This is a genomic window from Coleofasciculus sp. (assembly GCF_046539235.1).
Taxonomy (GTDB): Bacteria; Cyanobacteriota; Cyanobacteriia; order Cyanobacteriales; family Coleofasciculaceae; genus Coleofasciculus.
Genome location: NZ_JBKHHI010000028.1, coordinates 14,310 through 27,698 on the forward strand (window position 1 = coordinate 14,310; position 13,389 = coordinate 27,698).

The 13,389-nt window shown below is 50.0% G+C and carries 3 protein-coding genes; all 3 read right to left on the bottom strand.

Going from position 1 to position 13,389, the window contains the following annotated elements:
* Positions 1–111 precede the first annotated feature (111 nt).
* Positions 112–7,974 carry an SDR family NAD(P)-dependent oxidoreductase gene (locus tag ACLFWI_RS04660; RefSeq protein ID WP_446411953.1) on the bottom strand — a complete coding sequence of 2,621 codons (7,863 nt, stop codon included), beginning with the start codon at positions 7,972–7,974 and terminating at the stop codon, positions 112–114.
* Between the two features lie 86 nt (positions 7,975–8,060).
* Positions 8,061–9,821 (bottom strand): tryptophan 7-halogenase, encoded by a 1,761-nt coding sequence (locus ACLFWI_RS04665; protein ID WP_446411954.1) that lies wholly within the window; start codon positions 9,819–9,821, stop codon positions 8,061–8,063.
* A gap of 395 nt (positions 9,822–10,216) precedes the next feature.
* On the bottom strand, positions 10,217–12,913 hold the full coding sequence (locus tag ACLFWI_RS04670) for an NHLP bacteriocin export ABC transporter permease/ATPase subunit (protein ID WP_446411955.1): 2,697 nt from the start codon (positions 12,911–12,913) through the stop codon (positions 10,217–10,219).
* Positions 12,914–13,389 lie beyond the last annotated feature (476 nt).

Consider the following 13,389-nt stretch of genomic DNA (forward strand, 5'->3'; position numbering starts at 1 on the left):
TCCTTTTAATACAGCTTGCTGTTGAGAAATAGTTCTTAGGTGGGCGTGTGATTACAGTTGACAGTTGAGTGTTCACAATCTGCACCGTCAACTGTCAACTGTTAACACTTGCTACCCGTTTGTCGGTAACTGGGTGTTAGACAACACTGAATTAAGTAGAGCGTCTATTTCTGTATCAGCGAGCTGGTCGAGTTTTGCCAAGATCTGCGATGCTTCTTCCGTTGGCGCTCCGTTCTGAGTAGCGTTTGACTCGCTCAGATTTGATGTAATTAAAGATGCAGATGAGGTAGCGCGATCGGGTGTCAGTTGCTCGCTCACTTGCGTTGCCAGTTGGGCAATGCTCGGTCCCTGAATCAGTTTCACAGTGGGTACGTCCACACCCAACTCGTTCTTAATCCGATTACTCAGTTCGACCGCCATCAAGGAGTCAAGACCCAGAGCCGTCAGAGGCTGCTCGATATCCAACTTGTGAGCACAAGTGAGCAATACCTTAGCCACTTGTTCGCCAATACAAGATACCAACAACGGCTGACGCTCTGCTGGTTCTACAGCCAGAATCGAGTTGATTAGGGAGTCTTCTTCTGTGTTGAGATCATCTGCCTGTGATTGCTCTGAGACGGCTTCTCCTACCACTGGAGAAAATCGTGGTAATGAACCCGCTGCGTGCAGTTTTGACCACTTGTGCCAGTCTACGGGTGCGATCGCGACCTGAACAGCCTGTTGTTGAAGCAAAAGCCCAAGCATCTTTAGTCCCTGCTGGGAGGGTAATTGTTTCACGCCAATCCGATTCAGATGTTGCCCAATTTCAGTGTTCTGAGCCACATAACCAACATCTGTCACAGCGCCCCAGTTCACAGTCAAGGCGGGCAATCCTTGGACGCGGCGGTGGTTAACTAACGCCTCCAGAAAAGCATTAGCCGCGACATAGTTTCCTTGTCCTGGATTGCCAACCGTTGAAGCTAACGAGGAGAAGAGGATGAAGAAATCCAAGGGTATGTTCAAGGTTTGGCTGTGTAGGTTCCAAGCACCAACGATCTTGGGAGCCATGACGTTCTGCATACGCTCCTCGTTGAGTTGCGGTAGCAGCGCATCATCCAAAACCATGGCAGCGTGAATAATGCCGAGCAAAGGTGGCATAGACTGATGAATGTCAGCTAGAATCTTGGCAACCTGCTTCTGGTCAGTCACGTCTGCCTTAGCAATTACCACATGAGCGCCGGCTTCCTCCAAGGTTTTTACGGCTGACTTGGCTTTTGGTGAGGCAGCACCGCTGCGTCCCATCAGTACTAGGTGTTTCGCACCACGTTCTACCAACCACTGAGCCACCGCTAAACTAAACCCACCGAGTCCTCCTGTAATCAGATAGGTTGCATCAGCGCAAAATGTCACCGTCTCGTCGCTGGAGGGAGCCACCACCACTTCTGGGTCTTGCCATGAAATGACAAATTTGCCAATGTGCTTCGCTTCAGCCATATAGCGGCAAGCAGTACGCACCTTGGAGATGGGGAAGACCCGGTGTGGCAGGGGGTGAAACGTTCCGTCGGCGAATAATTGCCCAACTTGGCAAAATAGAGACCGGGCAAAATCCGGGCGATCGCGTAATATCTGAGCTATGTCCACCGTAAACAACGACAAGTTATTCCCAACCGGTTTTAGTCCAGACTGACTGGTGTTACTGTGCCATTTGCCGATGTCGATAAAACGTCCGTAAGCTGCCAAGACCGAGAGGCTCTTGGGAATAGTCTCTCCCGCCAAAGAGTTGAGAACCAGATCTACGCCTTTACCGCCCGTGCATTCGATTACTTCATCCGTAAAGGCTAATGACCGGGAATCCATCACATGTTGAACGCCCAGCGATCGCAGAAACTCCCGCTTTTCTGGGTTGCCTGCGGTGGCAAAAATCTCGGCTCCCACTTGCTGGGCAATCTGTACAGCAGCGAGTCCCACACCCGTTGCGGCGGCATGAATGAGAATGCGATCGCTCTTGTCCAGCCGACCCAAGTTGTGCAGGGCGTAGTAAGCGGTTAGGAACGCCAGGGGGATTGTGGCGGCTTCCTCGAAACTAAGCGATCGCGGCTTATGCACGACCCAGTGAGCCTCTGTTATGGCATAGGAGCCGAAGCTATCAGGGGCAAAGGCAATAACTTCATCGCCAATGTCAAACCCTTCAACACCTTCACCCAGGGCAGTAATGATTCCGGCACACTCTAAACCAAGCCCTTGTCCGGATACATTGTCCTCTACGTTAGTATCACCTAGCAAATTCATCGCCTTGGTGACATCCTTAAAATTGAGACCCATTGCACATACTTGGATTTCCACCTCTCCCTGACCAGGTGTTTGACGTGACATTGCCTGTAGCTTCAGGCTGTCTAAAACTCCAGGAGTAGAGATTGCCAAGCGGAAGGGTTGGCTGTTGTCATGGACGGTTCCCACCTCTGCGGGTGACACCCTCGTCAACCTGTTGACATAGCGTGCCTTACCCCGTAGGACGATTTCATCTTCCTGATCGTCTGTGTATAACTCTGTCAACAGAGATTGGATTTCTTCAGGGGAACTCGCGCCACTGATATCCACCTTCGTACAGCGAAGATTGGGATATTCATTGTTAATCACGCGACCTAAACCCCATAAAGGAGATTGATCAACCGCAACGGATTGACAAGAGCCTTCCACCGCTTGGACACCACGGGTAACTAACCAGAGACGAGGGGACTCGCTCTGAGTACCATTGACCAACGCTTGAACCAGGTGCAGGACGCTGAAACTACCCAAGCGCTGGGCTGACTTCAAAGAGGAGACAGTTGTTGCTGCCCCTGGTGGTATATCTAGACTCCAGAGGTGAACCACTCCGCGATAGGCAGGGCAATCGGCAAGGGTAGCCTTTAGGAGTTGCTGTATATCTTCCGGATGCTCTGGGCGAATCTGGAAGTGGTGGGCATCAATGCGCTGGAAGCTCATTCCTGGTGAGATGAGAATCGGGGTATCGTTCTGTGCTTTCATCCGATCAGCCAGTTGCTGCCCAACGCCAAAGCTGTCTGTAAAAATTAGCCAGGTTCCCGGCTTTTCCGGCTGAGGCGGAGCGGCTAACTCAGGCGGAGTGGCTGGCTGAACCTCAGGTCCGTGAGCCAAAATCACAGTGTGCAGAGACTCATCATTACTGGTGGTATCACAAAGGCTAGCCACCTCGCTAAATCCAACCTCTGCCAGCAAATCTCCCCACTGTTGTGCAGACAGGAGCGGGTTTTTGGGGCGTAAGTCTACATCACCAAATAGCCACCAGCCCTTGAGCATTCCGAATACTAAGTCAAACCAGCGCGGAGCGTGGGTCAACTCCAGGACAACGAGCTGCCCTGCGGATGCTAGAATCTGTTTGACATTCTCCAGTGTCTGCCTCAGGTTATGAGTGGCATGGAGTACATCTGATGCCAGAATCAGATCAAAGGAATGGGCATCAAATCCTTGGGCGAGGGGGTCTGCCTCAATATCCAAACGTTTGTATTCAACGAAAGGATAATCGCGGAACTTCTGTTCAGCAGAGGCTGTAAACCGTTGAGAAACGTCAGTGAATACATATTCTGTGCGATTGGCGGGAAGTTTGGGCAGAACATAAGAGGTCATCGATCCGGTGCCAGCACCAATCTCCAAAATCCGCACCTTGCGTCCTTCTGGTAAATGCTCCAGCGCCTTCGCGATCGCCTTTTGCACCAGCAGATTATATATCCGATAACTGGGCGAGTCTTGATACAAATGCTCAGATGTTGTCAAAGATCCTTCAGCGAAAATGAGCTGTAGTGGATCAACCTCTCCTCGCAACACCTGTGCCAAATTCGCTCCACAGCGCCCCAGCAACATCAGCTCGGCTTGGTAAGCCGGAAATTTCGCCAACATGGTGTTCCAAGTCTCTTGTGGCTCTGGCAGGTCTGGAATCTGGCAAACTTGCCACTGGTCTTCTACCTGAATCAGCACGCCTTCTTCCTGAAGCATTTCCAGCATCCGACCCAAAAGACGTTGGTGTTCAAAGGTCACACCCAACTGCTGTGCCAAAGCATCAGTGGAAATGCGATCGCACAATTGCGGCTGCCAACCAAGCTGCTGTAGAGCCTTGAGGACGTAATCGGTACACAAACCCTCAAACTGTGGCTCCACCGTTTCGTAGTAATGCGTCCGTCCTAACCGTTCGCTCAACCGAGCTGTTTCAGCTTGGAGGCTCTGGGAAATTTGCCGACAAGAAGGCAGATAAGTAGCCGATTCGAGTAGGATAACTTGTCCGGGGCATGGCTTTAGCTGCCATTGATACTCATAAAGATGATCTTCAATTGGTTCGGAAACAGACTTTTGCCCTGCCGCCAAGGACTGACATTGCAATCCTTGAATGTCTACCAGCACATTTCCGGCCTGATCAAGCAGTTGGATATCTGCCTTCAAGTGAGTCGCGCTTTGCTCCACTAAGCGAGCATGACTCCACAGATGGATTCCGGGGCGAGTGTAAAAACACACTCGGTCTATCTGAACGGGCAGGTAAACCGATGGCGCTTTGCCGTTATCCATCGGTTTGAAGAACACAGTGCCTAGGAGAACCTGAAAAGAGGCATCAAGAATAGTCGGATGCAGCCAGTAATTTTCAAGATCTGTCTCTAAACTCTCAGACACCCGAAGCTGACCCAACGATTCCCCTTCGCCACACAAAAGTTGCTCAATGCCCTGGAAATACGGACCATACTGAAGTCCTATTTCCTGGAATTGCTCATAGCAATCACGTTTGGCAATTTCGTTGGTGCAACGGTTGCGAATCTCATCCAGATTGACTGGCTTGGGGACATTATTATTTTGATGGTGAATCAGCTTGCCAGTCGCATGTCGCAGCCAAGATTTTTCACTATCTTTGGCTCGGCTGTAGATATCGAACGACTTTTCGTTTGGGTCGAGAATCAACTGTAGTGTGGGTGGATCATTATCGGGCAAGAAAAGCGCTTTTTGAAACTTAATCTCCTCCACCACACAAGACTCCTGCCTGAAGGTTTCCTTGGCAGTAGCCAAAGCCATTTCCACGTAGGCGGCTCCAGGATACACCACAGCCCCTTGGACGCGATGGTCATTCAGATAGGTGAGTTGTTGCGTATCAATTGAGCCATCCCACATCGGTTGAGCTGAGTTCATCGAGTATCCTAGCAGGGGATGGACTTGTGTCGAGAGCATAGCTCGCCGAAACGGTTGTCCGAGTCGGGCTTGTTGCGATGCTTCGGACTCTTGCCAATAACGCTCTCGCTGCCACGGATACGAAGGTAGCCGCACCAGATGCCCTGCTTCCGGATAGAGCTGGTTCCAATCAACAGGGTATCCCAAAGTGTAGAGTTTACCGAGAGACCCCAGCATGACCACTCGTTCCGGTTCTTTACGCCGCAGGGAAGGAAGTACCGTTCCCTTTTTGCCTAGCTGTGTAAGGCACTCAGAGATAGAAGACGCTAGAACGGGATGGGCACTGATTTCGAGGAAGAGGTTATAATCGGCTTGGATCAGTTCATTGATTGCCGGGGCAAACAGAACGGGATTCCTCATGTTTTGTGCCCAGTAACCAGCATCCAATTCGGAACCGGCAACCGCTTGACCGAGGACGGTAGAAAACAAGGGAATAGTCGGGGGTTGAGGATTAATGCCTTGCAAGGACTCTACTAACTCGGGTTTTAAAGGTTCCATCAAGGGGCTGTGATACGGTACTTCCACTTTCAGGAACCGACAGAAAACCTGTTTTTGCTCTAAAGATTGGGCAATGTTTTCTAAGGCAGCGCTATCTCCAGCGAGGGTGAGAGCATTAGGGCTGTTGATGGCTGCGATGGAAACTTTTTCAGTGTATCCGGCTAATAGGTGTTCAGCCTCCTGTGAAGACAGCCCAACCGCCAGCATCTTGCCTTGACCTGCGGCTTTGGCTTGTATCCGGCTGCGCTGGAAGATGATTCGGATCGCATCTTCGAGAGTCAGAACCCCAGCTACATGGGCAGCTGCTACTTCGCCAACACTGTGACCCACAATCGCATCGGGAGTAATGCCCCAGGAACGCCATAATGCTGCCAAACCAACCTGCACAGCAAAGATTGCTGGCTGAGCGATTTGAGTTTCATTGATCCGCGATTGCTCCTCTGGGGCGGTCAGTTCTTTGCACAAAGACCAAGGTGTATAGTGTCGGAGCAAGCTGTCACACCGTTGGACAGTCTGCTGGAATATCGGCTCTTGCTCTAAAAGCTGACGCCCCATTGCCCACCACTGTGGACCCATACCTGAGAACACAAAAGCGAGTTGAGGTGATTGACCCGGCACCAAGCGAGCGGAAGACATACCCAGACGGGTTTCTCCTGCCAAAAAGGCTTCTAGGTGTTCTGCCAGCTTTTGTTTAGAGTCAGCCACTAGGGTTAACCGATGGTCATGATGACCTCGGCGTAAACTGGCGGTGTAGCAAATGTCTTGTAATGAGACATGAGAACTGGAGTCTGGCGTCGTTAAAAAGTCACGGGTGACTCGTGCCACGGCTGGCAACGCTTCCGCACAGCGAGCCGATAGGGGCAGCAGCAGCGATCGCGCCTGTGTTGAGGCGTTCTCCTGGGTTTGGGCATCGGAGGGTTGGGGTAGAGACGTGCCTAGGTAGGTATCTATCGCTTCCAGAACGACATGGGCATTGGTGCCACCGAACCCGAAGGAATTCACGCCCGCCAGACGCCGACCATTGCCGTTTTCGGGCCACGGTTCTAAGGTCTGGGGCACCCGCAACTGCAGTTCCTCAAACGGAATTTTTGGATTGGGTGTATGAAAATGGAGATTGGGTGGAATCTGGCGATGCTTCAGAGCTAGGACTGTTTTGATCAAGCCAGTAATGCCTGCGGCTGATTCGAGATGTCCAATGTTGCTCTTGACTGAACCAATAACGCAGTGATTTCCCGCAGGACGATTGCGACCTAGTACTGCTCCTAGGGCGTTCGCCTCAATTGGATCGCCAACGGCTGTCCCCGTCCCATGAGCCTCTACATACTGTATCTGCTCAGGAGACACTCCTGCCTGCTGACAAGCCGTTCGGATTGCGGCTTCTTGAGCCTGCCCATTGGGAACCGTGATGCCATTGGTGTGACCATCCTGGTTCACAGCACTGCCTCGGATGACGGCATAAATCGGATCTTGATCAACTATAGCCTGAGATAAAGGCTTTAAGATGGCGATGCCAGACCCTTCGCCTCGAGCAAAACCGTTAGCGGCTGCATCAAAACTTTTACAATGACCATCAGGAGAAAGCATCGATGCCTTACTCATGCCTATGGTCATGTCCGGCTTCAAGATGGCATTCACACCTCCTGCTACAGCCAGAGTAGACTCACCATTCCAGATACTTTGACAGGCAAGATGAACCGCGACTAGAGAGGAGGAGCAGGCAGTATCCAGTGCCATACTTGGTCCATGAAAATCAAAGACATAGGAAATGCGGTTGGCGGCGATGCTCATTGCCGTACCCGTAGTCATTTGAGCGCCAATTAAATGACGTGCGCTACTATCCAACTGAATATGTTGGTAATCGTGGATGTAGAGACCGACAAATACACCGGTGTTGGAGCCAGCCAGCCGTTCTGGCACCTGTCCGGCATCCTCTAGGGCTTCCCAGGTTACCTCCAGCAGCAACCGTTGCTGCGGATCGATAAGCGCTGCCTCTCGTGGGGAAATGCCGAAGAATTCAGCATCAAATTGGTCGATGCGTTCAATGAATCCGCCCCAGCGAGTATAGAGTTTGCCTGGTTTTTGCCGATCCGGGTCGTAGAATGTGCGTAGGTTCCAACGATCCTCTGGCACCTCAGTGATGGCATCTACACCGTCTCGCAGCAGGTTCCAGAAAGATTCTGGATCGTTAGCATTGCCCGGAAAACGACAGCCGATGCCAATGATCGCGATTGGTTCTTTTTCCGGCGTATGGATGCTCTCTAATGGATGGTGAGTCATAAAACCTCTTTAAGGGTATTGAGTTAGAACTTATGTACTGAGTACAGAAAATCAGGTTTGGAAATAGCTTGGGCAACACTTCGCCATCAAATTGTGTTCTCGCCCCAAGGTTGCAGTTCAGGTTTGTATTGATAACTCTTGAATTCCTGCTGCATCTGAGCAATTTTGCTGTTGCTAGGCAACCCTTTTGTCTTGTATTTGTAGATAGCTTCGACCAAAGCCAAGCGACCCGACAAAACCAGTAATTGGCAGACACGGTAGATGTGTTTGGGACTAATTAACCCGAAAAAACCAAAGCCTTTCCATCGGAACTTGGCGTACCAGATTGCCAGGTAGAAATAGGTGGACTTAATCGAGCCAAAGATGTTGTTCCGGTATGGCTCAAACCTCACCTCGTCTAAGAAGCCATCAAATTCTTTCAATGGAATATAGTCGCCAAGCAATTGGTGGGTTTGGTAACAGTTCATCAGCCCGATGTTTGAATCTGAATCGACTAATTGGCTGAGCTGATCGTATATGTCAATAATGATTTTTGTCTGAAGTGGAGCCGTCTTGACAAAAGTGGAGAGGAATTTCAGGTTTAGATGCCATTTGCCCGCATAGATAGGCAAAACAATGCCAAACCAATGCATATATTCGAGATAGATGCGATAGCTCATGATGCTAGCATTACCAAGCTGCTTATTGTGCTGGTAGTAAAGACGATTGGTATTGCGCATATTTTTGAGGTTGAATTCATTGTAAAGAGTTCGCTTTTCCTCTGCATCTTCCTCGCCCGCCAGCTTAGCACGGATGACTTCTGTTACGGTTTCAATAGTGAAGGCAATTGAAGTCATTCCCGTTGAATAAAAAGCATCAAACATGGCAGCGGCATCGCCAATCACATACCAGTTATCTTGAGACAAGACAGTTTTGCTAGCATGGGCTATCTTGGGCCAATAATGAAAGTCTATGCCTTCACCACTTTTTACGAGACGATAAAGTAGGTTATGGTTCTTCTCCAGAAAACGATAAAATTTGTCCAAGGTGTTGATGTCTTGTGCCGGAATCACATCATGATGGTGAATAACTCCAATGGATAATTCCATTGATTGTTTATCAATTGGAATCATCCATAGCCAGTGACCATGACCAAAGAAATGATTGGTGCCATAGTAATGGCTTGCTACTCCCCCCGCCGGGTCATAGCCATCATCAAAGATGGTACGGTCTACATTTTTAATCCGCACCCATGCCGAGCCAGTGTTCAGACCCAAGAGATTTTCCGGCTCAAGGATGAGATTGTCAGCCTTACGCCCGATAATAAAACGGCGACCAGCAGCATCAATAATATGCTTAGCCTTGAGTTCTATTTCCCCGGTGTCAAGCTTGACATAGACGCTATTCACTGCATCAGCTGGTGTCAAATTAACGTTGGTCACTCTGCCGTTGTAGAAGACAGCGCCTAAATCTTTATTCATCTTGAGCAAATCTTGCTCTAACTTTGCTCGATCAATTTGAAAGCTAGGTATAGGGGGATTCAGAGGAGTCCATAGGCTATAGTAGTCGTCAATGGAATCCGTAGTTGCTTGGTCTTTGGGCCAATGGAAATTAAGCCCGTGTTTGGGAACCTGATGTTCAATCAAGTATTCGTAGAGACCCAATTCCCGGCAGAGGAACATAGCCGATACTTCAACGGTTGACTCGCCAATTTTCAGATCTTTTTCTGTTCGCTCTTCCGGTCGCGGATCGATTAAAGCAACCCGAATGTTTGGGATTTTGAGCAGGAGATGTCGGGCTTGGCATACGCCGGCAAATCCCGCACCCATAATTACGACATCATAGTCTGGGTTTTCTGTTGTGTACATTGATGGATATATCAACCTAAATTACTAGAGATTCAAAGAGAGTTTCAGGTGCTTTTTTGTTCTTCAGATGGCAGGGAAACTGCTCTTTGATTACAACTATAAAAAAAACAAACAAGTGATGCATCAACCGTTTCTGCAAAGTTACAGACACATTCCAGTTAGAGTTTTGGTGCAATTGCGCCAACTAACTTGCTGAAAACTGCAATACCATCCCGATAATCAGACAGTTGTGATGATTTAACGGTGTCTGATCAGGTGTATCTTAAAGATCCCCAGGGCAAAACGGGATACCACCCGTACCCGTAATATGCCAAATCCGGGTTAGCGACCCCCATTATCAACCAGTCCGCGCAGGCGGACTTGGTTTGTGTAGCAGCGATTTCAATCGCCTCTTGCTAAACCATTTGCCGAACCATCAACTGAGCAAATAGCCCCTCCACCGCCGCCAACTCCTCAAACGTTCCCTGTTGCACGATCCGCCCCCCTTCAATAACATAGATACGGTGAGCATGGCGAATCGTGCTGAGTCGATGGGCAATCACTAGCCGAGTCACCTGTAACTGATCCAAACTTGCACTGACAATCCCTTGAGTGCGATTATCTAACGCACTGGTCGCCTCATCAAAGAGTAAAATTCGCGGTTTCAAGACCAACGCCCTGGCTATCAATAACCGTTGCTGTTGTCCCCCCGACAAATTCCCGCCCCCCTCACTAATTACCGTATGCATTTCCATCGGCATTGCGGCAATATCATCCGCTAACCCCGCCATCCGCGCCGCGTCCCAGGCTTCATCCAACGTAATTTGAACCCCACTGGCAATGTTCTCAAAAATGCTCCCAGACAAAATCCGACCATTTTGCAGCACCACACCCAACTGTCGGCGCACGGCGTTAATATCTAGCCCAGATAAGGCTTGACCATCATAATCAATCGTTCCCGACTCCGGGGTTTCAAATCCCAACAATAATCGAAACAGCGTCGATTTCCCACTCCCAGAACGCCCGACAATGGCAATAAATTCCCCAGGTTCGGCATGAATACTCAAATTATCCAGGATCAGGGGAGCATCATCCCGGTAGCGGAAGCTCACCTGATTAACCCTAATTCTACCCATCAGTTTACCAGGATCTGCCTTGCTTAAACTCACCTCAGGTCTTGTCTCGACAATCGGCTGGAGACGTTGCCATTGGGGAATCACTTGCAAAACATCCAGCGTTGTGTTACTTAAATCCGTAACCCCTTTAATAAACGTGCCAAATGCCGTGTTGAACGCCAAAAACGTGCCAATGGAGAGTCCCACATTGCCTGGGGTTTCCGCCGCCTCCAGCCGTTGCATCGTCAACCCAAACAGTAGCCCCGATGCTAGGGTAGGCATGACCGTATTGAACAGCGTCACACTATCCTTAATCTGCTGCGTACTCAGATTCAGCTTCACTTGGCGACTATAGTTGTTACTCCACGTCGCAAACGCCCGCCCTTGGGCACCGGCGATGCGGAGTTTCGCCATACCGTTAATCAACTGCACCGTCTGTCCGAAAATCGTCCCCTGTAGGGTTAGCAGTCGATAGGTTTTACCCACCAGCAAGGAACTCGCGATCAGAGTCAAGGCAATTGCCACCACCGCCACGACAACCGCCACCCAAGCCAACGGCGCACTATAGTAAAATAACAGCGCCAAATTCAGCAATGCCAACCCAGCGCCAATAAAATGAATCACCGTCGTACCACCGAGTTGGCGGCGGATTTGACTAATGGAGGCGACGCGAGACTGTAAGTTCCCTGCACTGTAGCGACGGAAAAAATAGACCGGTAAATTCAGCAATCGCTCCCAGACAGCCGCTTGGGTAGAGGTATCAGCCACCGTTTCCACTCGTAGCAGCGCCAACCCTTGAGCAAACAGAAACAACGCCATTCCCATCGCCGCCACCAACAGTCCCGCCCCAACTTGCCATAATAAAGTGCGATCGCTATTCGGAATCGCCTGATCCATTAAAATAGCCGTAGCTTGAGGCGTCAGCATACCCAACACTGTTGCGGCTATACCGGTGCAAAGAACCATGGGCAAGTCCTGAGCCCGCCCCTTTATGCTAAACTGCAAGACATCCCACGCCGTCAGCACCTTATCCGGCAGCGTCCGATAAAACATCCAGGCAAAAGCCGTCAAGGTTGAGGCATTCCGGGCAGTTACCGCTGTGCGAGTCCCCAGCACGGGGTCAAAGATATCATAGCCCGTGGCTTTCCTGGGCAACAGCACAACAAGCTGATTATCACACTGTCTGTAGGCAACTAAAGCCCCACAATCCTTTTTCCACCAATCCTCTCGCAACAACACCCGCCGCATCTGAATCCGAGAGGCTCGCATAATCGCCTCCAAGGGTTCCCTCAGCCGCTGGACATCTTCCGATTGACTCCCAGGGCGGATGGGGACACCCAACGCTTTTCCCACTGCACCCGCCGCCACTAACAAGGGTGAAGGGTTCAGGGAATCGGAGGTGGCTGGGGTTGCCAAGGTTGATGCTAATTCCCCGATAGCTTGGGCATTTACCTGACGATTCAGACATTCCTCGGCTTCCAGGCGTTGCTGTTGTTCGCGGTACTCTCGTTCTTCCTGGCGCTGAATCTGGTCAAATAACTGACCATGAACCTGGGATAACGTTTCCACCAGCGCATCGGGTTTAGACGTAATTTCGGCAACTCCCTGACATCGGCTCTCGGTTTCGCGATCGCAGCATACAGTATAAACCTGTTGAAGCCAAGCCGCTATCCAGTTCCTTAGGTTGTCATCCCCCTTGGTAATTAACTGGCGAAACCATGCCCCGTCCAATTTTAGCAGCTCGGTCTCCCCAATCGGTACAACCAACAACTGGCGAAAAGACCCAGAAGCGGTGCCAAAAAGTGCCGCGCCAGAGTCACAACTAAATAGATAACGCCGAATTCCTTCTATCACACCTTGGTTTACCTTAACGGCAAATAGGGCAACAGAACCCGACTGCACCAGCCAAACCGTCTGCGGGTCATCTAATAAGAATGGCTGATTTCCGTTAATTTTGTAAACTTGTCCCGGTAATTCTCGAATGGTTGGTGAAATCATGGGTTTTGAAGTAGGAATAGGGAATAGGGAATAGGGAATAGGGAATAGGGAACAGGGAACAGTAAGGGTTTGAGGACGATTGACTTGCACTTGCTTCGGAGCGTGCCATTTACTTTTGTCCGACTACTTATTCGGTATTAGGTTGGTTTTGGCAATAGTTAAATTCAAGTCATACAACGCTTTTTATGTAATAAAGTACAGTAGATCAAAGTCCCCCTTTTTAAGGGGGATTTAGGGGGATCAACAATGTACCGCATAGCAGAGCAAACTGCTGTAAACTCGGCGAAAGGGGCGGGTTTAGTCGCATTTAGGTACAACCGAAAAGATAGTTGTGAAACCCGCCCCTACAGATACACCATTCCAAAAAAGCGTTGCGAAGGAACCCTTTACAAATGACAACTAACAAATGACAAACTTACCCTTGATTTTGAATCAACGTTGAATACACACCCTCCACCTGCCACAAATCTTGATGA

What these genes read in the sequence shown, in the direction of transcription:
- ACLFWI_RS04670 (WP_446411955.1), bottom strand. Translation starts at nt 12,913, where the DNA reads ATGATTTCACCAACCATTCGAGAATTACCGGGACAAGTTTACAAAATT.
- ACLFWI_RS04660 (WP_446411953.1), bottom strand. Translation starts at nt 7,974, where the DNA reads ATGACTCACCATCCATTAGAGAGCATCCATACGCCGGAAAAAGAACCA.
- ACLFWI_RS04665 (WP_446411954.1), bottom strand. Translation starts at nt 9,821, where the DNA reads ATGTACACAACAGAAAACCCAGACTATGATGTCGTAATTATGGGTGCG.